This window comes from Paenilisteria newyorkensis, assembly GCF_000766145.1.
Lineage (GTDB): Bacteria > Bacillota > Bacilli > Lactobacillales > Listeriaceae > Listeria_A > Listeria_A newyorkensis.
This window is the reverse complement of sequence record NZ_JNFB01000007.1, coordinates 68,726-90,717: the sequence shown is the minus strand read 5'-3', so window position 1 is coordinate 90,717 and position 21,992 is coordinate 68,726. Positions and strand designations below refer to the sequence as shown.

Here is a 21,992-nt window from a genome sequence, read left to right as displayed (position 1 = left end):
AGTTTTGTTCGGTCTTAAAACGAAGTTTTTACTCGAATAACTACTCCTTTTCACTTGACTTACTACCACTAGACTCACCTCTCATTATACCATTTCTTTCTCTTTTTTCAAGTCATTCTCCGACTTAACAACTCTTCTTTTTTCATCGCTAGTTCCTCCATTTGCTGATTAGTAATCGCTAGTATTTTTTCTGTTGTCCACAAATTTTGAACGTATCTGATATTCTTAAATGGTCCATATTGCAGAGCACTTTCTAGCAAGTCTTCATTTTGACTCATAAAATCGCAGAAAACACCGCTAATTGGATCAAAAATAATATCATTTTCGACTATCTCGGTTTTTACATAGACGCAAATATGCTCCATTGCATTCAAAATTTCTAATCCTCCGCATTGTATCTTAACTGCGACAATAATTTCTCCCTTTTTATCCTGCCCCACACTACCAAATTTGGCTATATCTAACTCAGCCTGAACTCGCCTGATATATGTGTTTATAGCAGGTATAATATCTTTCGAAAAAGCATGTAATAAATCCACAGAGTACTCAATTTTTTGCATCCTAACATCCATATCCCGCTGAACTTCTGAACGCTTAAATTGGCGAACCGTATAGACCAAGGCGATAACTCCAAGTATCGTCGTAGCCTCAGCCAATATGGAAACTATCTCTTTTAGAATCATAAACCAATCTGCCAAAACTACTCCCTACCTTCATTTTTAGCCATTATATCATGTTCTCTCTGTAAACCGAAATCACTAAAATATGATAGTTAGCAAAAATAGCGCGCGAAAAAACAGCCAACTCCATCTAAAAACTAGATTTAGTCAGCTGTTCTCTATTTTTGACCTTATAATTGTGTTTTTTCTACTAAAGCTTCTTTTAATTCTTCCACAAATTTTTGTGCATTTTGTCCCGCTAAACCACCATCACCAGTTGCTGTAACTACTTGGCGCAATGACTTCACGCGAACATCTCCTGCCGCAAAAATTCCTGGAATCGATGTTTCCATTTCCTCATCCGTGATAACATAACCCTCATCATCCAGAATTCCAAGTCCTTTAAAAGCACTCGAAAGCGGTACAAGGCCGACGTAGATAAACGCACCATCCGCACTTATTTCAGATGTAGAGCCATCAACCGTCGAAACAAGACGAGCACCAGTCACCTTCATGTCGTCGCCAACAATTTCTTCCACCGTACTATTCCAAACGAATTCGATTTTCTCGTTTTTGAAAGCACGATCTTGCAAAATTTGTTGCGCACGTAATTTATCGCGACGATGCACAATCGTTACTTTGCTTGCGTATCGTGTCAAATACGCGCCTTCTTCCACAGCTGAATCCCCGCCTCCGACAACGATTAGCTCGCGATTTTTAAAGAAAGCACCATCACACACCGCACAATAAGAAACGCCGCGACCGCTGTACTTATCTTCGCCCTCTGCACCTAACTTGCGATGTTCGGCGCCTGTCGCGATAATAATCGAGCGCGCTTTGAACGTCTTAGAACCCGCGACAACCGTCTTATATTCCTGGCCATTTTCGACCGATTTAATATCACCATACGCGTATTCCGCACCAAATTGTTTCGCACCAGAAAACATTTTTTCCGACAAATCTGGTCCGAGAATGCTGTCAAAACCAGGATAATTCTCAATATCAGCTGTGTTCACCATTTGACCACCTGGAACACCGCGTTCAATCATTAAAGTATCTAAATCAGCACGGGAAGTATAAAGCGCCGCAGTCATTCCCGCAGGCCCAGCACCGATAATAATAACGTCATAAATCCTCTCTTCACTCACTGTTATTCCTCCAATCTAACTCTAGAACTATCGTAAACCCTCACGCATTTTCCGTCCATTTATCTGCTCAAAAATTCTCGATCTCAAGCGTATATTTACGAAGCGTCGCCACCGAAATATCAAATAAATCCGCAACCACTTTCTGCGTTCCAAACTTATATCGATACAAAATCGCCGCAGCCACTCCGTCCAAATTTTTCATCCGTAAATCATATTTCTGATCAATCGAACGCTTCATAAAATCTAGCACAAACACATACATCGAAGCCGTCTCCACTTTTGCAGGGAAATCAAGCTCTTCAAAACGGCCTAGAATCGCAACCGCAGCATTGCAATTCGCCGCATCTCGACTATCCGGCAAAAATTCGAACTCCGAAAAAATCAAATGCTCAAAAAAGTCCCAACCCGTCATATCGAAATAATCATTGAACATAATCAGCGCTGGCTGCTTATCCGAAACCGTCAACAAATACACACCAAACAAGTGCTCCGCCCGATCATCACTCGCCAATTTCTCCAAAACCGCACGCTCATCATTCGCCAGCAAATCAGGATAATCCCACGGAAAATCAAGCTCTTCCCCATCAATCTGCTTAAAATGCTGCCAAAAATCTCGAGCCTCACCCAAACGCCCCAAAAAGAACGCCGTCTCGGCCTGATAATAATAATACGCATATCGATCCAGAATTTCCAGCTGATCCACTTTTGCAAACAAATGATCCGCGTGTTCGTAATCCCCAGACATCGCACAAATCCGCGCCAGCTTCTCCCGTTGCGACGACATAAACGGCTCCACTTTTCCAAGCTCCTTCAAAACCGCATCTGCCTGCTCCCACTCTGCCTGATAATAAGCATACAAATAAAGCTCGCACAACGCCATGAAATTTCCTGGGTCTCGTGCCAACACATCTTCCAATATCGCCAGTCCTTCAGCAAACCGCTCCTCTTTAAAACGAATGCCCGCAAGTTCAATATAAGCCTGCCAAAAAACAGGATTATCCTGGATTTCAGCAATCAGAAACTGGCTAACCTCATCCAATTTATCTTCCGAAACAAGCTCGTCTACCTTCGCTTTGAACGCAAAAGACGCCTTCTCGATTTCTGACATATCACTCACACCAAAACTCGCAAGGGGCGCTTCTTCCATAATAAGCTGGATCAAATCCTTCGCTTCCTCGACATATTCCCCTTCAGAAACGAGCGCCAAATACTTATTTGCATGCTGTAACGCCTGTTTAAACTCCTTCATGTACGCATAATTATTCGCCATGAAATAGTAACAATAATGAATATCATCCGCCTCATCCAAAACACGACGCAAAATCTGATTCGACTTATCAAACTGACCTAGCTCCGTATAACAAATCGCCAGCTGACACATAATCACAGGCTCATCCGGTTCAAAAAAAGCAGCCCGTTCCAAATACCGCAACGCTTCCGGCATCTCCTGATTACGAAAAGCCTCAATACCTCGCTGAAAATAAAACTCACCATTCGGCCTAAACGGATAAATTTTGTTACTATCTTCTTTACTATTTTTCAAATTTTTAACCTCCGCGCATTTTCCAAGTAAGTTGAGTATACCATAAAATGAGACAATAAGGGGCGTTACTTTTCTAATTCACTAATAACAATCGGATTTCCTCTGGCAAAACTCCGCGCTGGGACATCCTTCGAAACGACCGCACCAGCACCAACTACAGCACCATCGCCGATACTAACACCCGGCAAAATCGTCACATTCGCGCCAATCATAACCTCGTCACCAATCACGACCTCACCAATCCGGTACTCCTGAATCAAATACTCATGCGTCAAAATCGTCGTATTAAAGCCAATCACCGAATTCCGCCCAATCGTAATTTTCTCCGGATAAAAAAGATCCACCGTCACTTTATAAGCAATCGATGTATTCTCACCAATCTTCATTCCCAATCCATGCCGGTAAAGCCACCGTTTTCCGCGCATAAAAGGAAAAATACGCCCGCATTCAATCACAAGCGTATTCTTCAACGTACGGCCAAACGACACGGTTTTATATACATTCCAAAGCGGATTAACACCATTCTTCGTCTCAAACCGTTTCGTTCGGCGCACTAATCTTCCCTCACGATATCCAAAAGATCGCCCATCGATTCCAAAATGTACGTTGGATCATAACCTCTTAAATAATCCGCACCACGAATGGCCCAAGAAACACCAGCACTTTTCACGTTCGCATTATGTGCCGCTTCAATATCATGATAATTATCGCCAACCATAATCGCCTCATCCGCCGTCGAATTCAGCAATTTCAGCGCCATATTAATTCCTTCCGGATCCGGTTTCGGCGACGCCACTTGATCCAGACCAATCACCACTTGGAAATACTTATCCAAACCAGTCGTCTTGAGCCCTTTAAGAATCATATCGTACATCTTAGTGGACACAATCGCCAATTTATAATCTTCCTCATACAGCGCTCTAATCGCCTCATAAACCCCATCATACTCCAAAATTAATTCATCATGATGCAATTTATTAAACGCCCGATAATGATCCACCATCTCCTGCGCACGCTCCGGATCAAGCCCAGTAAACGTATCAATCAACGAAGGCCCAATAAACGGCAAAATATCTTCACGCTCATACGTCCGCTCCGGAAAATAAGCCCCCAGCGTATGTTGAAACGTTTTAATAATCAATTCATTCGTATTAATCAAAGTCCCGTCTAAGTCAAACAACAATGTCGTAATTTTCCCAGTCATGTGTACTTCCTCTCTAAAACCCTATTTCTTCTTCGCGATACCATACTTATCTTCCAAATAATACGGGCGATCACGCTTCACGCGGAAATAAGCAATCAATGCCACTGAAAGCGCCACAAGCACAATCGAAATAAACTGCGCCATCCGAAGCGTATCCGTCAACATCAAACTATCCGTCCGCAAACCTTCGATAAAATAGCGCCCAACCGAATACCAAATAACATAAGACAAGAACAGTTCCCCACGCAAAATTCGCGTCCGACGCAATACCAGCAACACGATAAAGCCAATCACATTCCAAATCGACTCATATAAAAACGTCGGCTGATAATACACACCATCAATATACATCTGATTAATAATAAAATCAGGCAAATGCAAACTCTCTAAAAAAGCACGCGTCGTTGGCCCACCATGAGCCTCTTGATTCATAAAATTGCCCCAACGTCCAATCGCTTGCGCAATAATCAAACTCGGCGCTACAATATCCGCCAACTGCCAAAACGAAACTTTCTTAATGCGAGAAAAGATAATCGCGGTCAACACAGAACCAATCAACGCCCCATGAATCGCAATCCCGCCATGCCAAATTTTGATAATCTCGTTCAAATGATCCTTGTAATAACTCCACTCAAACAACACATAATAAATACGCGCACTGATAATCGCAATCGGAATCGCCCAAATAAGCAAATCCACCAATATTTCTTTATCTACATTGCGTTTCGTCGCTTCCTGTAACGCAATAAGTAGCGCCACCACAACAGCCGTCGCAATAATAACACCGTACCAGCGTATCGATATTCCACCTAATTGAATGGCCACTGGATCCAGCGCCGCAAAATTCAAGTTCATCATGCCCCTACTTTCTAAAACAGACTAGCCTCAATCTGTCATACTACTATTTTGACCAATAAGGTTATTTAAATCTTGTGTGAAGCGCTCTGCTGCATTGTACCCCATGTTTTTCAAGCGGAAATTCATTGCCGCAACTTCAATAATAACCGCCAAGTTACGCCCTGGACGAACCGGTACCGTAATTTTTGGCACATCAATATCAAAAATTCGAATCTTCTCTTCATCCAATCCAACGCGGTCATAATGCTTGTCTGGATCCCAACTTTCAAGGTGAACCACAATCGTAATTTTCTTGCTAGAACGCACAGCACCAGCACCAAATAGCGTCATCACGTTAATAATTCCTAAACCGCGAATCTCCAGAAGATGCTCGATAATCGGCGGCGACTGTCCAATAAGCGTCAACTCATCTTCCTGTCTGATCTCCACATTATCATCCGCAACCAGCCGATGTCCACGCTTCACAAGCTCAAGCGCCGTCTCACTTTTACCGACACCACTTGACCCCATAATCATCACACCGAGGCCATAAATATCGACCAGCACACCATGCATCGAAATCACAGGTGCCAATCTACTTTCCAAATAATTCGTCACATATACCGACAAACGCGTCGTCTTCAGTTTCGAACGCAAAACAGGTATCTTAGCTTCCGTCGCCGCTTGCACCAACTCTTTCGGCGCTTCCAAATGGCGCGACACAACAAATGCCGGCGTCCGATTCGTACACATTTGGCGGAACCGTTTCAAACACTCATCACTCGACATCCCTTCCGAAAAAGAAATCTCCGTCATTCCAAAAAGCTGCACCCGATCCTCCGGGTAATAAGAAAAGAAGCCTGTTAATTCTAAGCCTGGGCGTGATAAGTCACTCGTCAAGATTGGTCGTTCCAATCCCTCTTCCCCACAAATCAATTCCAAATTTAGACGTTCCATTAAATCTTTCACCGTTACTGATTTTGTCATGAAAGTACCTCCATTAAGTCAACAGGCACAAAGCTCAAAACACAGCCCAATCCCGCCAATCCTTTTTGTCTGCAATCTATATCTCATTTTAGCACTTTCTCATTTTTAAGGCTACCTATTTTTGTACATACGAAAAGAAACCCCGAAAGGAAGCGATTCTTCATTTAGCGAAGTCCTGCTATTTCGAGGTCTCATCTCATCGTGGTTCTTTACTCCAAAGTACCGAATTGATAACCATATTGGCAAGCGACATCAGTAACGCAATTAATAATGCCGTCCCAAAAGTCTCAATTTGAATGTACGAATCTAGGAAGAATGACGTTAATTCTAGCATCATCGCGTTCACGACGAAAGTAAATAACCCAAGTGTGAAAATATTGATCGGCAATGTCAAAATGAGGAGAATCGGTCTCACCAACATATTCAAAATCGCCAATACAAAACTTGCAATCACCGCACCTGTAAATCCTTCTACATGGAAACTTTCAAAGAATCCAGATAGAGCGACAAATAATATCGCATTAATTAAAACTCCTGCTATCCAACGCATTTACTTGGATCACTCCCAACTTGAATTAGCTGGCATAAGAATGGCTAAAATAATATAGATGAGTATTCCTGTTCCGAAAAATAGGGTTAATAATGCCCAACCAATACGAACCAGCGTAACGTCCCATCCGAAGTATTCAGCAATTCCGCCACATACACCTGCTAGCATTTTTTGTGATGATGATTTCGTTAATTTTCTCATGTTAGTTCCTCCTAAGATAGATTATACTTGTTTTTCTTCTAATTCGGTAATTTTAATGATGCCGTTGTCCACTGCGGCTTGCAATGTTGCGACACTCATCTCTTCTGAATTTTGCGTGAACACAAGGGACTTATTAGACTCATCCCAGACTTTTGCATTTTTTAGGTCAAAATAGATTTTTTCGCGTTTCGTTCCAAGTGTCCCATTCACATTCCATGTTGCTGGAATTTGGATACGAAGATCACCGTGAGGCGCCTTCAAGTCGGCTGCTGTTGCTTGATCATTTTGAAGAATATAGCCTACATCACCATGTTCAGCAACGGCAACGGTTGTTTGGAAATCTCCTGTAATAGAGATATCTCCTTTTGTCGTATGCAAATCGATGTTTTCAACTTTACCGCTCTTGAATAGAATTTCGCCGTCCTCCGTGCTAGCAACGAGGAATTTACCTGCCGTTCCAGTTGATCTAATATCACCATGACGGACTTTTAGCGTGCTATCGTCAACTTCCATATCGTCATATTTCAAGTTACCATTCAACAATTGAATTCTCACTTGCTCATAGGTCCGTTTTGGAATAGTCAACACGATATCTGTTTTCAATGCATCATTCTTCGATTCAAAAACAAAACGGTCATTAGACATATCAAGCGTTGTTTGGCTAAAGAAATAATCCCACAGTTTCTCTTCGCTCAGTTGTTGGACTGCTCTAGCCTTATTGTGCACAGAAAGTACCGTGCGCATCTTCACGTCATCTTTGTCCCAAGCACGAATAATGATGTCACCAGTTGCGATTTTTAATTCCATCGTGCGGAAAGTCGTATTGTTAAACTCAAATTCACGAATTGGTCTTGGACGCGCAGTCTTTTGATTGCCGTGGATATTATTCTCCATATTCATACGCTGATTCATGCGGTTTTGGCGATGTTGTCCGTGGCGTCCGCGCATTTCTCTAGCACGCTCGATATGGCGTTGTTGCATTTCTTTTGCGCGTTCTGAGTGTGTCGCTTGCGCTTGTTTGATGCGCTCGCTTTTTGATTGCATTTTTCTTTCGTGGCGATCGTATTTATCTTTCATTTTTTGGTTATGTCGATCGATCACTTCATCGTAGCTTGTATCTTCGGAAGGGATGATAAACAAGGCAATAATATAAGCAATAACCCCGATCATCGTTTTCCAAGAAATAATAATAAGTACAACATAGATAATACGTAAAACGTTGGCGTCGATACCGAGATATTCGGATAATCCACCAAAAACCCCGCCTATTTTACGATCTGATCTGGATCTCCTTAATTTTTTGTCCATCATTGTTCCTTCCTTTCATTCATAAATATGTAACCAGTCGCGCTATCCCTCGAAAGCGATAGCGCGCCATCTTACTTCACGTCTTTTACTCTCACGTTACCAGTCGTTGCTTCTGCTTCGATTTTCAAAACAGCTTCATTTGATTTTGGTAATTTTGTGAAAAGAATTGTTTTGTTAACAGAGTCAGATGTTTCATCAAGCACATCAGCATCCGAGATTCCAAGGTTAATCTTACCTAGATTCGTATGCAATTTACCATCCACACCTAGCTCGCTTGGCACTTGAACATCGATGTTACCAACACCAGTTTTTGTTTTCAAGAAGCTAGAATCATGGTTCGTCAATGTGAATGAGATGTTTCCTGTTTTCGTTTGCAGGTTCGTTGAGTCAAATGCACCTTTAGCAGAAACGTTGCCGTGGAATGTTTTTAGCGATAAATCACGCACCGTACCACTATTTACACGAACATTTCCATTGATAGATTCGATCTCTGTTAGCGTCGTATTCAACGTACCAACACTGATATTACCATTCGTTGTTTTGGCGAACATATCGCGACCTGTCAACCCTTCAATATGAAGATTACCATTCAAAATCTTGATCGATACATAATCATATTCGCGCTCTGGCAAGTAAATCGTCAAGTTCGTTACCACTTGTTTAGATGGTGATTGGAAGCGCAAAGTCTCTTCATCCACACGTAATGTCGTTTTGTCAAAGAAAATTTGCAATGCTTCGTCTTCTGGATACTCTTTGAAAAGCTTGATATTCGCGTGCACCTTCACATCATTGCTGTCCCACGTCTTGAATTCCACATTACCATTCGCAATTTCGAACTCTAAAATCGATAAAGTTGTATCATGGTAAACAAAATCACGTTCTAATTTCGTCGACGTCAAGAACGGAATCGGCATATCCTTCACTTGCTCAAAAGCACTATTCAAGAATTTACCGAACTTTTCTCCTGCTTGAGAAAGCTCATCCATGATTTGGCGACCAGTATCTTGTTGTTTCTCTTGACCAGCTTCTGGTTTTTGTTTCGGCTGCGGGCGTTTCTTGTAAGAAGCACCACCACGGTATGGATTTTCTTTCGTATTCCAACCTTGCGAATAATCGTATTCTTCTTTAACGATCTCTTCTTGCACGTCTTCCACTGTTTCCGAAGAGCGGATATCCTCCGCTGCTGCACTTTTGCCTTCTTTTTTTGAAATATTTTCAAGTAACGTTAGCGCTTCTTCCGTAGAGATAATACCTTGTTTCACTAGTTCTAAAATTCGTTTGCGTTCGTTTTCCATGTTTTTTTCCTCCTCGTGGAAATATAGCGATATCCATTAAGTATTTGTAAAATAAATGCTTGGCTTCTAAACTGATAACTCTATTATGACCGACAAGACCATTTCTGTCATACAACCAGAGTATGATTATTTCTTTAGACTTTTGTCACTTTGGATTTAGTGTATACGCAAAAAAAATCGGCGGCAAGCATTCGCAATTCGGGCGTTTCGTGGAATCTGGAAGCGAAGCATACCCCGCCAGAAGTCCACGAAACGCCCATATTACAAACGCTCTCGCTCGATTTGTGTAAAGCTTCGTTTACGTCCTACCCGAAAAAATAGGGTTGGGCGCTCTTCGGCTTATTTAGAATTAGTTTGAGTTTATCTTTGTTAGTCTGCTTTGCTTGCTATTTTTTCTTTCATTCTGGCTTTGTCGCGAGTTAGAATTGGCTTTAGGTATTTCCCGGTGTAGGATTTGGCTACTTTTGCGACTTGTTCTGGTGTACCTTTCGCAATGATTTGACCGCCGCCATCTCCGCCTTCTGGTCCTAAGTCAATGACGTGATCGGCTTGTTTTATAACGTCTAAGTTATGCTCGATAACCAGAACAGTGTCGCCATTTTCATCTACCAAACGCTGTAGTACTTTTAGTAAGCGTGCGATATCGTCCGCGTGCAAACCAGTTGTTGGTTCATCCAAAATATAGAACGACTTACCGTTACTGCGTTTGTGAAGTTCCGAAGCTAGTTTCACACGTTGCGCTTCTCCACCTGATAGTGTCGTTGCAGGTTGCCCTAATCGTATATATCCGAGCCCTACATCTACAATTGTTTGTAGTTTACGGCTTATACGAGGAAGGTTTTTAAAGAACTCTAAGCCTTCTTCCACAGTCATATTCAGTACTTCTGCGATATTTTTGCCTTTAAAACGGATATCTAAGGTCTCACTGTTATACCGTTTTCCGTGACAAATTTCGCACGGTACATACACGTCGGGTAAGAAATGCATCTCTATTTTGATGATACCATCTCCTTTACATGCCTCACAACGACCGCCTTTTACGTTGAAGCTAAAGCGACCTTTTTTATAGCCACGAATTTTGGCTTCATTTGTGGATGCAAAAAGATCCCGAATATCATCAAATACGCCTGTGTAGGTGGCTGGATTAGAACGCGGCGTGCGCCCAATTGGTGATTGATCAATATCAATAATTTTCTCTAGATTTTCTAATCCTTTGATCTCTTTGTGCTCACCTGGTTTCGCGTGCGCCCGGTTAATATGACGGGATAAAGCTTTGCGTAATACTTCATTAACTAGCGAACTTTTCCCTGATCCGGAAACGCCTGTTACACATGTAAAAGTTCCTAATGGGAAGGTTGCACTTACGTTTTTGAGGTTATTCGCCTTGGCTCCGATGACTTCGAGCTTGTTACCACTACCTTTGCGACGCTCAGAAGGAATCGGAATGAATTTCTTCCCAGATAAATAGGCTCCAGTAATAGAATTCTTATTATTCCGCACTTCTTCTGGTGTTCCAGCAGCCACAACTTCTCCGCCATGCTCACCGGCACCTGGTCCGATATCAATTAGGTAGTCCGCCGCGAGCATAGTATCCTCATCGTGCTCCACTACAATTAGTGTATTCCCAATATCTCGCATACTTTGCAGTGTATGAACAAGTCGATCATTATCACGCTGATGTAGCCCAATCGAAGGCTCGTCCAAAATATACAATACGCCTGTCAAACGTGAGCCAATCTGTGTCGCTAATCGAATCCGTTGTGCCTCTCCTCCCGAAAGTGTTCCGGCAGCACGACTCAATGTTAAATAATCCAATCCAACATTCTTCAAGAATCCTAAGCGTTGTTTTACTTCCTTCAAAATCGGCTTTGCAATCTGTGTTTCTTTTTCAGATAGTGTTACTTCATCGAAAAAGTTCAGCGCTTCAATGATGGAGAAATTGCTCACATCACCAAGATGCGTCTTGTTAATTTTGACGGCTAATGCTTCTTCTTTAAGACGATAGCCTTTACAAGATGGACATGGTAAATCCGTCATATATTGTGCCATTTGTTCTCTCGTGAAATCCGAACTGGTTTCACGATAGCGGCGCTCCACATTAGGTATAATTCCTTCAAATGGTATATTTGTTTCGCGCGTCATTCCAAAATCATTTTTATATTCGAAATAGAATTCTTTGCCATTTGAACCATTCAGAATGATATCTAAGTGTTCTTTCGGTAAACCTTCTAATGGTGTATCCATATCAATCTTGAACTCTTTACAAGCCGCAGCCAGCATTTTTGGATAGTATTGCGAGCTGATTGGTTTCCAGGGAATAATCGCGCCATCATTAAGCGATAGACTCATATCTGGAATGACTGTATCGATATCTACTTCGAGCTTCGTTCCAAGACCATCACATGTTGGGCACGCACCGAATGGACTGTTGAACGAGAACATTCTTGGCTCTAATTCACCGACAGAAAAACCGCAATACGGACAAGCGTAATGTTCACTAAATAGTAATTCCTTATCACCAATAACATCGACAACAGCGTAACCATCTGCCAATCTCAAGGCGGACTCGATAGAATCAAACAAACGAGAGGTCACGCCTTCCTTCACAACAATACGGTCAATCACGATATCAATGGAATGTTTTTTGTTCTTTTCAAGTTCAATTTCGTCTCCGATATCATACATGTCTCCATCGATGCGAACGCGGACATAGCCCTCTTTCTTGATACCTTCTAGAGTCTTCTTGTGCGCACCCTTCTTGCCTGAAACAATAGGTGCCAAAATTTGAATCCGCGTCTTGTCTGGCAACTCTAAAACACGATCCACCATTTGTTCAATGGTTTGCGATGAAATCTCAATGCCGTGATTCGGGCAAACTGGATGTCCCACGCGGGCATACATTAAGCGCAAATAATCATGAATTTCCGTTACCGTTCCTACTGTCGATCGCGGATTTCGGCTCGTTGTTTTTTGGTCAATGGAAATTGCTGGAGATAAACCTTCTATTAAATCTACATCTGGCTTGTCCATTTGACCTAAAAATTGGCGTGCGTAAGAAGATAGCGATTCCACGTAACGTCGTTGTCCCTCTGCATAAATGGTATCAAAAGCTAGCGACGATTTTCCCGAACCAGATAAGCCTGTCATGACAACAAGCTTATCTCTTGGAATTTCGACGTCAATATTTTTTAAATTGTTGGCTCTCGCGCCTTGTATCACAATTTTATCTTTTTCCAACTCTAATCATCCTTCCGCTTTTAACTCGAGTATGGTATCGCGAAGTTGCGCTGCACGTTCAAAGTCAAGTGCTTTTGCCGCATCTTTCATTTCATGTTCTAATTCTTCTATAAATGCCATTCGCTCTTTCTTGTTCATCTTGCTAAGGTCTTTCAAGTGCTCAGCTTCTCTTGTTTCAGCAGCAGTTGTTGTGGCGATGACACCTCGAACGTCTTTAATAATCGTTTGTGGAGTAATGCCGTGCTCTAAATTGTAAGCCTCTTGTATTTCACGGCGACGCGCTGTTTCGCTAATCGCAAATTTCATCGAGTCGGTCATCTTATCTGCGTACATAATAACTTTACCATTCTGATTACGCGCGGCACGACCGATTGTTTGAACGAGAGAACGCTCAGAGCGAAGAAAACCTTCCTTGTCTGCATCAAGAATCGTAACTAATGAAACCTCAGGTATATCGATTCCTTCACGCAGTAAGTTGATTCCGACAAGTACATCATATACGCCTAGTCGCAAGTCTCGGATGATTTCAATCCGTTCCAACGTCTTAACTTCTGAATGCAGGTATTGTACCTTGATACCCGTTTCTTTCAAGTAATCCGTCAAATCCTCTGACATTTTTTTCGTCAGCGTCGTAATCAGGACGCGTTCATTCTTCTTAATACGCTCATTTATTTCATCTATCAAATCATCAATTTGTCCTTCGATTGGTCGAATTTCGATAATCGGATCGAGAAGACCGGTAGGACGAATGATTTGTTGAATCACATCCGGATTTAAAGCCAGTTCATACGGTCCTGGTGTCGCTGAGATGTACATAATTTGATTGACATGTTTCTCAAATTCCTCCAAGCGTAATGGACGATTATCCAACGCCGAGGGCAGCCTGAAACCGTGATCTACTAGCATTTGTTTACGCGCTTGGTCCCCGTTGTACATACCTCGAATTTGCGGCATCGTGACATGGGATTCATCAATTACTATTTGAAAATCGTCTGGGAAAAAGTCTAGCAAAGTATAAGGTGTAGAGCCAGCTTCTCGCAAGCCTAAATGACGTGAATAGTTCTCAACGCCTGAACAATAGCCCATCTCTTCCATCATTTCAATATCATAATTCGTACGTTGCTCCAAACGTTGCGCCTCTAACAATTTATTATCAGCACGCAATACTTTCAAACGGTCCTCTAGCTCCGCCTTAATATTCACGATCGCCTTTTGCATAATATCTGGGCGCGTCACAAAGTGGGATGCTGGGAAAATAGAAACGTGTTCTCGCTCCCCGATGATTTCACCCGTCAACGCATCTACTTCACGAATTCGCTCAATTTCATCACCAAAAAACTCCACACGCATACAGTGTTCATCACGGGATGCTGGGAAAATCTCTACCACATCGCCGCGGACACGAAAACGACCTCGCTGGAAATCAATATCATTGCGATCATACTGTATTTCTACTAAATCGCGCAACAACTGATCGCGACTAATCTCCATTCCAGGTCGTAAGGAAACGAGCATAGCGCCATATTCCTCCGGCGAACCCAAGCCATAAATACAGGAAACACTGGCTATGATAATGACATCACGCCGCTCAAACAAGGATGCTGTTGCAGAATGTCGCAATTTATCAATTTCATCGTTCACACTGGAATCCTTCTCTATGAACGTATCTGTTTGCGGTACGTAAGCTTCCGGTTGGTAGTAGTCATAGTAACTCACGAAATACTCTACCGCATTATTCGGAAAAAACTCTTTGAATTCACTATATAATTGCCCTGCCAAAGTCTTATTGTGTGCAATGACGAGCGTTGGTTTATTAACTTCTTGAATCACATTAGAAACCGTAAACGTCTTCCCCGTTCCCGTTGCTCCAAGTAAGGTCTGATGTTTTATACCACTTCTAAGGCCGGCAACCAATTTCTCGATTGCTTTCGGTTGGTCCCCTTGTGGCGTATATTTCGAAACTAGTTGAAATGTATCCTTCACCTTTTTTCCTCCTTTAGCAAAACGAAAGTGAGTCTAGGCAAATCCCAGACTCATCACTTGTATTCATTTTATCATAATCTGACTAAATCCGCTAGCAAAAAGCGAACATATTTTCGCATTCGTGTAGTACGAAAGGCTCCGCCGTTAAGCAAAGCCTTTTCATCATAATATGCGTCTTTTTTTACGCTTCTTTATCTGCTTGACGCAATCTGCCAAGCATTCGTGTTGCTAGGAAGAACCCGAGGGTCATCGAAATCGCGTCTAAACATATGAGCCACCAGGTGTTCGTGAAACCCATGCGAGCGGAAACAGCTATTAAAATCACGGTGAGTCCTAAACCTACAAAGCGTTGGTACGTCATTCGAGATAATATAATAACCAACAATCCTGGAAAAATTAACGCCGAAATTAGCTGATCCCACATAGGCTTCGCTCTCCCTCTTTTTTAACTGTCTGCTTTTAAAACGCGTGCTTTAATTTCATCTGTTAAAGCTGGTAAATCTGTTTTTTCAATACCTTTTTCGGCGAGTAGATCTGGCAATATTTCACGTAAGAAGTACTGGACGCAGTTCATGTCGCGGAATTGGTAAATGGTTTCTAATGCCTCGCTGTAAATTTTTGTGAATGTTGGTTCTGGGTTGCCTTTCTGGATTTCGCCGAATGATTCGTAAAGTAGGTCTACTTTATCTGCCACCGCCAAAATTTGGCCTTCTAGCGTGTCGTCTTTGCCTTCTTTAAGCAACACGTGATAGATGGCTTGGAACTCTTGTGGAATCTCATTATTAATGAAGTTTCGCGTCATCGTTTCTTCTACTTCTGACAACATTTCGCGAAGTTCTGCGGTCGCATATTTGACGGGTGTTTTGATATCTCCAATGAACAGTTCTGGATAGTCGTGGTTCAGCGCTTTTTCATATAAGGCGCGCCAATTGACGGTTTGTCCAGCTTGTTCTTCTACATTGCCTAGAAACTGTGCGACTTGGGTGACTTTGAATGAGTGTTCCGCGACTGAGTGTTCTTGGTATTTGAACTTGCCTGGACAGCGATAAATATTCTCTAAATCTGATAAACTACGAAAATATTGATGGATTCCCATTTTGTTTCACTCCTCATTGTTCTTCTTGTTTTTTATTATCTGGATGCGTGTTTTCTACTTCACGCATGATTAACGCTGAACTGAAGCCAAGTAAGGCGATAATAGCCGCCGAATATTGCCTGAAATTATCTGCTGCAAAAATATAGATGAGTCCCATAAAAATAAGTGTCGTCAAGATTCCCCATGTGAATAATTTGTGCCCGCGTGTGACGCCAACTTTCATAACGGAATAAATGCCGACATAGCAAACCGCTTGGATCAAAATGAATTGGACGATGGAAATGATGATGACGGATATTAGGTCATCGTTGAACATCACTGCTGCAACAGAGACGGCGAGTAGAGCTATGATGCCTAAAATAACGATAATTTTTTTGCTATTAGATAGTTGCTTCATGTTCTTCCCCCAAATGGCTTTCTTTTTTTACTAGTATAACGAGGATACGTGTTGATAGCAACCTAAAACACTTGATGGTATGCGGTTTATCGGTTTATTTCAAGAAAAACAAGAAGCATTGCTACTCCTTGTTTTTGCTTGCTTATTTGATTTCTTTTTCGACTTTACTTCGGAATAAGATGGAGAGTCCAAAGATGGTTACGACGATGGTAGCGCCCATATCTGCCATGATTGCCATCCATAGAGTTAGATAGCCTGTTAGCGCGAGTAGGAGCGCCACGATTTTGAGGCCTAACGCGAAGGCGATATTGAATCCTACGACGAACCTTACTTTTTTAGCAATTTTTACGGTGATTGGTAATTTGCCTAAATGGTCTTGCATGAGTACGATATCTGCTACTTCAATCGCGCTGTCTGTTCCTTTCCCCATCGCGATGCCGAGGTCTGCGGTTGCAAGGGCTGGGGAGTCGTTGATGCCATCGCCAACCATTGCAATACTGCCGTTTTGGGCTTGAAGGTCGCCGATTTTTGTCAGCTTATCTTCTGGTAGCAAACTGGCGTAGTAGTGGTCGATGCCGATTTCTTTTGCTACTTTTTCAGCGGTTTTTTCGTGGTCGCCAGTTAGCATGATGATATTGGTCATACCTGCTTGATGGAGCTGGGTCACGAGTTGCTTGCTCTCTTTGCGCAAAGCATCTTGAATACCAAACATGCCGAGAATCGCGGTTTCTGATGCGGTAATAACGACCGTATAGCCTGCTTCTTTCAATGCGTTAACGTCTGTTCTAGCCGCGTCTGTCCAACTCGATTCTGGGATTTGTTGCTCATTGCCCAAGAAATATTGCTTGCCCTCGAATGTGCCGATGAGTCCTTTTCCGCCGACCGTTGTTAAATTGTCCATTTCTGCATCAACCGCACCGATGCGAGCGATGATTGCTGCTGCGATTGGATGCCCTGAGCTCTGTTCCATCATACTGGAAATTCGGAAAAAGTTCGCTTCATCATACACGATTTCTTTTTCGACAGCTGGTTTTCCTTCTGTCAGTGTGCCCGTTTTATCAAACGCGATTTGTTTCGTTTTAGCGAGTTGCTCTAGGAAAACGCCGCCTTTGATCAAAACACCATTCTTGGCACTGCGCGTAATGCCAGATACAATCGCGACTGGCGAGGAAAGGATTAGCGCGCACGGACAGCCGATAATTAATACTGCGAGTCCTTCGTAAACCCAGTGACCCCAAGCTCCTCCGAAGAAAAGTGGTGGCACGATAGTCACTAATACGGCGAATAGCATAATGATCGGTGTGTAATATTTGGCAAATCGATCGATGAATAGTTCCGTCGGTGTCTTCGTTTCCTGCGCTTCTTCTACTAAATGCAAAATTTTAGCTAGCGATGAATCCTCGTAAACCGCTGTAATCTCAGCTTTTAGCGTTCCTTCGTTATTGACTGAACCGCCGAACAAAGCGTCACCAATTTGTTTTTCCACCGGCATCGATTCACCAGTTATTGCGGCTTCGTTTACAGAACTTTTCCCGTCCACAATTACAGCGTCAGACGGTACTTTTCCACCGGCTTTTATCAAAATAATATCACCGAGCTGTAAGTCATTAATTGGTACTTCCGTTGCAACGCCATCTTTTAAAAGGTTCGCCGTTTTTGGCACGACTTTGAGTAATTCTGCCATCGATTTGCGTGCTTGCCGCATGCCGAAGCCTTCTAGATACTCATTCACTCCGAATAATATCGCGACAACCGTTCCTTCGCGCCAATCCCCGATAATAAAAGCACCAACTAGCGCAACCGTCATCAACGTATCGATGTTAAACTTCAAACGAAATAAGTTCTTAAGTCCTTTGAAAAACGTTTGGTATCCGCTGAGTGCCGCCGCAACGAAATAAATGCTGAACGATCCCCAGGTTGGCATATATTTATCTGTAAAAAAGGCGAGGAAGAATAGCAACGTTGAAATGACAATCTGAACAATGAGTTTTGTGTCACCGTGGCTATGGTCATGGTCATGATCGTGATCTCCATCTGGTTGCACGACAGAAACACCTTCTTGTTTCAATATTTTCTCCACATCCACCATTTCCATCTTATTCGAAATAACCATTTTCCCAGAGTTATAGAGTACTTTCGCATCCTTGCCGTGCTTCAACTTCTTCATCTCGGCTTCCATCTCTTGCGCACAGTGCGCACAGGAAAGCCCGGTTAATTTGAACTCTGCCATTGTCCTCCTCGTCCCTTCTCAATTTGTGTGTTCCACGTGCCTAATCGCTTGTGAGAGCAGTTCCAGAACGTGGTTGTCGTCTTGCGTATAATAAATCGTTGTACCTTCGCGTCTTGATTTTACCAAGCGTAAATTCTTTAAAAAGCGTAATTGATGGGAAACCGTTGTCTGATTGAAACCTAGCGTCCGCGCAATATCGTTCACCGAATACTCTTGATCTTGCACGAGGTTCAAAATTTGCACGCGCGTCGGATCTGCCAATGCTTTAAAAATCTGTGTCACACCAAAAAGTGTTTCTTCGCCTAATAGTTGCTTGCTTTGTTCCATCTCTTATCACTCCAATTCTCGTATATGTTCATATACACATATAATAGACCAAAAAAGGAAACTTAGCAAGGTTTAAATGGGATAATTTTTAATATATGTTTATATACACATATATTAATATAGATTCGATAAAATTGCAAGTATTTCAATCATTATGTACAAAATGAGTTTATTTATGTAAAAAAAGAGCTCAATCCGCAAAATCATGATATAATTTACACAAAGGAGTGATAGCATGCCAGATTTAAGCGGACGATTGACAGTTTTAAGGGAAAAGCAAGGCTGGTCGAAAGCCGAAACAGCGAGAAGACTCGGACTGAAGGCCCCTTCTACATACGGTAACTGGGAGTATGGTATTCGAGAACCGGATTTGGATACGGTTCGCCATATTGCAACGTTATTTGATGTTTCGGTAGATTATTTAATTGGCCAAAATAGTGAACCCTCATATAAACCGGTCACAACAAAAGAAAAGAACGACATTGCAAAACGAATCGAGAAAATAATTGAGGATTTGCGTTACGAGGAACATCAACATTTAAACGGGGAGTACTTACAGGAAGAAACGACGGAATTTATTATGGATTCCCTTGAATTCACTTTGAAACAAGCTCGGAAATTAAATAATTGATACATCGAAAAACTCTGCCACAGCAACGTGACAGAGTTTTTTCGTGTATCAGTTATTCAGTTCTTCAATTTCGCCGCTCTTCAAATAGACAATCCATTCGCAGACGTTTGTTACATAATCACCAATCCGCTCTAAATATTGCGCGACAAGAAGTAAGTACGAAATTTCTTCTAAATGATCAGGATCTTCTTGCATGAAATGGATACATTTTGTATAAATGACGCGTTGCAGTTTATCGACTTCATTATCTCGCGATGCTATTTCACGCGCTGCCTCCTCGTCCTCCGCCAGATAAGCTTTTAGAACGTCATGTACCATTATTTTGACGATATCGCCCATCTCTTGAATTTCTGGGATTGGCTTCACGACTTTGGTACGACCGACTAAGATCGTTGTTTTAGCGATGCTGACGGCGTGGTCACCGATTCGCTCTAAATCAGAACTTGCTTTTAAAACCGTGACAATTTTGCGAAGGTCAATGCCTACCGGTTGTTGGAGGGCAATGAGTTCAAAGGATCTTTGTTCCAACGCCAATTCCATATTATTGATGGCTCGGTCGCTTGCAATGACGTTTTCCGCTAGTTCATGATCCCGATTAACAAGAGACTTAACAGCTTTGTAAATCGCCTCGTTGACTAGCATTCCCATCTCGAGTAAATGTTGGTGCAACTCGTTTAACTGCTCATTAAAAATTTTTCTAACTGGCATATGCTTCGCTCCTTATCCAAATCTTCCTGAGATATAGTCTTGCGTTTGTTGTTCTGCTGGATTCGTGAAAATGGTGCTTGTATCAGTGAATTCAATGATTTCTCCGTTGAGGAAAAAGGCTGTCTCATCAGAAATACGCGATGCTTGTTGCATATTATGCGTCACAATAACAATCGTGTAATCTTTTTTCAACTCTAAAATCAGATTTTCCATTTTTGCTGTGGAGATTGGGTCGAGCGCGGAAGTTGGCTCATCCATTAGAATAACTTCTGGCTGTACCGCTAAAACGCGGGCGATGCAGAGCCGTTGTTGTTGTCCGCCAGACATGCCGAGCGCTGATTTGTGCAAGCGATCGTGCACTTCATCCCAAAGTGCCGCTTGTCGCAGGCTTCGTTCCACGATTTCATCTAGTTTTTTCTTATTTTTGACGCCGTGGGTTCTTGGACCGTAAGCGACGTTATCATAGATTGAAAATGGAAACGGGTTTGGTTGCTGGAACACCATCCCGACTTTTTTGCGCAAATTAACTGTATCGATTTTGGAACTTTGGATGTTTTCGTCGGCAACTTTGATCTCGCCTTTGATTGTAACGTTTGGAATCAAGTCGTTCATTCGATTCAACGTGCGCAGAAAAGTCGATTTTCCGCATCCAGATGGACCTATAAGCGCCGTCACACGATTTTTTTTGAAGTTGAGACTTATCTTATTTAGCGCTTGTTTTTGCCCGTAGAATAGGTCTACGTCTCTTGTTTCGATGACAAATTCCGTGTCGGTTATGGTTGACATTTGGGTGGCTCCTTTCTTCTTTTTATTATCCAAAATTACCAGATATATAGTCTTGCGTCTGCTTATTAGACGGATTCGTAAACAGCGTCCCTGTATCGGTCACTTCGACTACTTTTCCAAGGTAGAAAAAAGCGGTGTGATCGGATACGCGGGCGGCTTGTTGCATGTTATGCGTCACGATAATAATCGTGTATTTTTTCTTCAGTTCATGGATTAAATCCTCTATCTTACTCGTCGAAATCGGATCGAGCGCGGAGGCTGGTTCATCGAGTAGCAACACTTCTGGCTGCATCGCAATCGCGCGGGCAATGCATAAGCGTTGTTGTTGTCCGCCAGATAATGATAAGGCACTTTTGCCTAAATCATCTTTGACTTCATCCCAAAGCGCGGCGCTACGCAAGCTTTTCTCGACACGTTCTGCGAGCTCGGCTTTATTTTTCATGCCGTGACGTTTCAAGCTAAATGCAATATTTTCAAAAATCGATTTCGTAAATGGATTCGGCTTTTGAAACACCATCCCGATTTCTTTACGAACGTTGTATAAATCCACTTCTTTGCGGTTAATGTTGATGCCGTTATATAAAATTTCGCCTTCCATTCGACAGCCATCGATTTCGTCATTCATTCGGTTGAGTGCGCGAAGGTAGGTCGATTTTCCGCATCCAGATGGGCCGATGAGCGCCGTCACTTGGTTTTCATGGAATTCTAAATCGACACCTTGAATCGCGTGGTTGTCGCCATAATAGACGTGCAAATCATTGGTTGCCATCGCAGGCGCGCCAGTTGTCACGATTTCATCTTTTGCTTCGTTTATCGCGAACGACATATTAGTAGTTGCCATCATTTTACAAAACTCCTTTTGTCC

22 protein-coding genes are annotated in these 21,992 nt (G+C 42.4%); 1 reads left to right on the top strand and 21 read right to left on the bottom strand.

Annotation, left to right across the window (positions count from 1 at the left end; genetic code table 11):
• Window positions 1-107 precede the first annotated feature (107 nt).
• The 18 genes from EP58_RS02865 to EP58_RS02780 all read right to left on the bottom strand — a co-directional run bounded on the left by EP58_RS02865 (window position 108) and on the right by EP58_RS02780 (window position 19,002).
• Window positions 108-698: a hypothetical protein gene (locus EP58_RS02865; protein ID WP_036089791.1), complete on the bottom strand. Its 591-nt coding sequence runs from the start codon at window positions 696-698 to the stop codon at window positions 108-110.
• 152 nt (window positions 699-850) lie between these two features.
• Window positions 851-1,807 (bottom strand): thioredoxin-disulfide reductase, encoded by a 957-nt coding sequence (gene trxB / locus EP58_RS02860; RefSeq protein ID WP_036089788.1) that lies wholly within the window; start codon window positions 1,805-1,807, stop codon window positions 851-853.
• A 67-nt stretch (window positions 1,808-1,874) separates the two neighbouring features.
• Entirely contained in the window at window positions 1,875-3,350 is a 1,476-nt protein-coding gene (locus tag EP58_RS02855; RefSeq protein ID WP_052171327.1) for a tetratricopeptide repeat protein, read from the bottom strand.
• Window positions 3,351-3,415: 65 nt separating this feature from the next.
• Window positions 3,416-3,904, bottom strand: coding sequence for an acyltransferase (locus EP58_RS02850; RefSeq protein WP_036089786.1), 489 nt, complete (start codon window positions 3,902-3,904; stop codon window positions 3,416-3,418).
• Entirely contained in the window at window positions 3,904-4,554 is a 651-nt protein-coding gene (ppaX, locus tag EP58_RS02845; RefSeq protein ID WP_036089783.1) for a pyrophosphatase PpaX, read from the bottom strand. Before ppaX ends, EP58_RS02850 begins: the two co-directional genes overlap by 1 nt.
• Before the next feature lie 21 nt (window positions 4,555-4,575).
• Complete coding sequence (lgt, locus tag EP58_RS02840) at window positions 4,576-5,409, bottom strand: prolipoprotein diacylglyceryl transferase (protein WP_036089803.1); 834 nt, start codon at window positions 5,407-5,409, stop codon at window positions 4,576-4,578.
• 30 nt (window positions 5,410-5,439) lie between these two features.
• On the bottom strand, window positions 5,440-6,378 hold the full coding sequence (gene hprK / locus EP58_RS02835; RefSeq protein ID WP_036059725.1) for an HPr(Ser) kinase/phosphatase: 939 nt from the start codon (window positions 6,376-6,378) through the stop codon (window positions 5,440-5,442).
• A 196-nt stretch (window positions 6,379-6,574) separates the two neighbouring features.
• The gene (locus EP58_RS02830) at window positions 6,575-6,928 is read right to left on the bottom strand and encodes a phage holin family protein (RefSeq protein WP_036089780.1); all 354 of its coding nucleotides are present in this window, start codon (window positions 6,926-6,928) and stop codon (window positions 6,575-6,577) included.
• Between the two features lie 9 nt (window positions 6,929-6,937).
• A complete protein-coding gene (locus tag EP58_RS02825) occupies window positions 6,938-7,129 on the bottom strand; it encodes a PspC domain-containing protein (RefSeq protein WP_036089778.1) in 192 nt (63 codons plus the stop codon).
• Window positions 7,130-7,150: 21 nt separating this feature from the next.
• Window positions 7,151-8,437, bottom strand: coding sequence for a PspC domain-containing protein (locus EP58_RS02820; RefSeq protein WP_036089775.1), 1,287 nt, complete (start codon window positions 8,435-8,437; stop codon window positions 7,151-7,153).
• A gap of 71 nt (window positions 8,438-8,508) precedes the next feature.
• Complete coding sequence (locus EP58_RS02815; RefSeq protein ID WP_036089773.1) at window positions 8,509-9,732, bottom strand: DUF4097 family beta strand repeat-containing protein; 1,224 nt, start codon at window positions 9,730-9,732, stop codon at window positions 8,509-8,511.
• A gap of 369 nt (window positions 9,733-10,101) precedes the next feature.
• Entirely contained in the window at window positions 10,102-12,969 is a 2,868-nt protein-coding gene (uvrA, locus tag EP58_RS02810) for an excinuclease ABC subunit UvrA (protein ID WP_036089771.1), read from the bottom strand.
• A 6-nt stretch (window positions 12,970-12,975) separates the two neighbouring features.
• The gene (gene uvrB, locus EP58_RS02805; RefSeq protein WP_036089768.1) at window positions 12,976-14,952 is read right to left on the bottom strand and encodes an excinuclease ABC subunit UvrB; all 1,977 of its coding nucleotides are present in this window, start codon (window positions 14,950-14,952) and stop codon (window positions 12,976-12,978) included.
• Between the two features lie 181 nt (window positions 14,953-15,133).
• The gene (locus tag EP58_RS02800; protein WP_036089765.1) at window positions 15,134-15,376 is read right to left on the bottom strand and encodes a CsbA family protein; all 243 of its coding nucleotides are present in this window, start codon (window positions 15,374-15,376) and stop codon (window positions 15,134-15,136) included.
• 21 nt (window positions 15,377-15,397) lie between these two features.
• Complete coding sequence (locus EP58_RS02795) at window positions 15,398-16,048, bottom strand: HD domain-containing protein (RefSeq protein WP_036089763.1); 651 nt, start codon at window positions 16,046-16,048, stop codon at window positions 15,398-15,400.
• Between the two features lie 13 nt (window positions 16,049-16,061).
• Window positions 16,062-16,445, bottom strand: a complete 384-nt coding sequence (locus EP58_RS02790; protein ID WP_036089760.1) for a hypothetical protein — start codon at window positions 16,443-16,445, stop codon at window positions 16,062-16,064.
• 142 nt (window positions 16,446-16,587) lie between these two features.
• A complete protein-coding gene (locus tag EP58_RS02785; protein WP_036089757.1) occupies window positions 16,588-18,675 on the bottom strand; it encodes a heavy metal translocating P-type ATPase in 2,088 nt (695 codons plus the stop codon).
• 18 nt (window positions 18,676-18,693) lie between these two features.
• Entirely contained in the window at window positions 18,694-19,002 is a 309-nt protein-coding gene (locus EP58_RS02780; RefSeq protein WP_036089755.1) for an ArsR/SmtB family transcription factor, read from the bottom strand.
• A gap of 235 nt (window positions 19,003-19,237) precedes the next feature.
• Here EP58_RS02780 and EP58_RS02775 point away from each other — a divergent pair, with 235 nt between their 5' ends.
• On the top strand, window positions 19,238-19,633 hold the full coding sequence (locus EP58_RS02775) for a helix-turn-helix domain-containing protein (protein ID WP_036076692.1): 396 nt from the start codon (window positions 19,238-19,240) through the stop codon (window positions 19,631-19,633).
• Window positions 19,634-19,681: 48 nt separating this feature from the next.
• Here EP58_RS02775 and phoU read toward each other — a convergent pair whose 3' ends face one another.
• From phoU to pstB (EP58_RS02760), 3 genes are read right to left on the bottom strand one after another with little or no spacing between them, the layout of a single operon-like run.
• Entirely contained in the window at window positions 19,682-20,341 is a 660-nt protein-coding gene (gene phoU / locus EP58_RS02770; protein ID WP_036089752.1) for a phosphate signaling complex protein PhoU, read from the bottom strand.
• Between the two features lie 12 nt (window positions 20,342-20,353).
• A complete protein-coding gene (gene pstB / locus EP58_RS02765; RefSeq protein WP_036089749.1) occupies window positions 20,354-21,127 on the bottom strand; it encodes a phosphate ABC transporter ATP-binding protein PstB in 774 nt (257 codons plus the stop codon).
• Window positions 21,128-21,152: 25 nt separating this feature from the next.
• Window positions 21,153-21,953 carry a phosphate ABC transporter ATP-binding protein PstB gene (gene pstB, locus EP58_RS02760; protein WP_036089800.1) on the bottom strand — a complete coding sequence of 267 codons (801 nt, stop codon included), beginning with the start codon at window positions 21,951-21,953 and terminating at the stop codon, window positions 21,153-21,155.
• Between the last annotated feature and the right edge of the window lie 39 nt (window positions 21,954-21,992).

Coding starts and splice junctions, on each gene's coding strand:
- ppaX (WP_036089783.1), bottom strand. CDS start 4,554: ATGACTGGGAAAATTACGACATTGTTGTTTGACTTAGACGGGACTTTG.
- lgt (WP_036089803.1), bottom strand. CDS start 5,409: ATGAACTTGAATTTTGCGGCGCTGGATCCAGTGGCCATTCAATTAGGT.
- hprK (WP_036059725.1), bottom strand. CDS start 6,378: ATGACAAAATCAGTAACGGTGAAAGATTTAATGGAACGTCTAAATTTG.
- EP58_RS02830 (WP_036089780.1), bottom strand. CDS start 6,928: ATGCGTTGGATAGCAGGAGTTTTAATTAATGCGATATTATTTGTCGCT.
- EP58_RS02825 (WP_036089778.1), bottom strand. CDS start 7,129: ATGAGAAAATTAACGAAATCATCATCACAAAAAATGCTAGCAGGTGTA.
- EP58_RS02820 (WP_036089775.1), bottom strand. CDS start 8,437: ATGGACAAAAAATTAAGGAGATCCAGATCAGATCGTAAAATAGGCGGG.
- EP58_RS02815 (WP_036089773.1), bottom strand. CDS start 9,732: ATGGAAAACGAACGCAAACGAATTTTAGAACTAGTGAAACAAGGTATT.
- EP58_RS02800 (WP_036089765.1), bottom strand. CDS start 15,376: ATGTGGGATCAGCTAATTTCGGCGTTAATTTTTCCAGGATTGTTGGTT.
- EP58_RS02795 (WP_036089763.1), bottom strand. CDS start 16,048: ATGGGAATCCATCAATATTTTCGTAGTTTATCAGATTTAGAGAATATT.
- EP58_RS02790 (WP_036089760.1), bottom strand. CDS start 16,445: ATGAAGCAACTATCTAATAGCAAAAAAATTATCGTTATTTTAGGCATC.
- EP58_RS02785 (WP_036089757.1), bottom strand. CDS start 18,675: ATGGCAGAGTTCAAATTAACCGGGCTTTCCTGTGCGCACTGTGCGCAA.
- EP58_RS02780 (WP_036089755.1), bottom strand. CDS start 19,002: ATGGAACAAAGCAAGCAACTATTAGGCGAAGAAACACTTTTTGGTGTG.
- EP58_RS02775 (WP_036076692.1), top strand. CDS start 19,238: ATGCCAGATTTAAGCGGACGATTGACAGTTTTAAGGGAAAAGCAAGGC.
- phoU (WP_036089752.1), bottom strand. CDS start 20,341: ATGCCAGTTAGAAAAATTTTTAATGAGCAGTTAAACGAGTTGCACCAA.
- pstB (WP_036089749.1), bottom strand. CDS start 21,127: ATGTCAACCATAACCGACACGGAATTTGTCATCGAAACAAGAGACGTA.
- pstB (WP_036089800.1), bottom strand. CDS start 21,953: ATGTCGTTCGCGATAAACGAAGCAAAAGATGAAATCGTGACAACTGGC.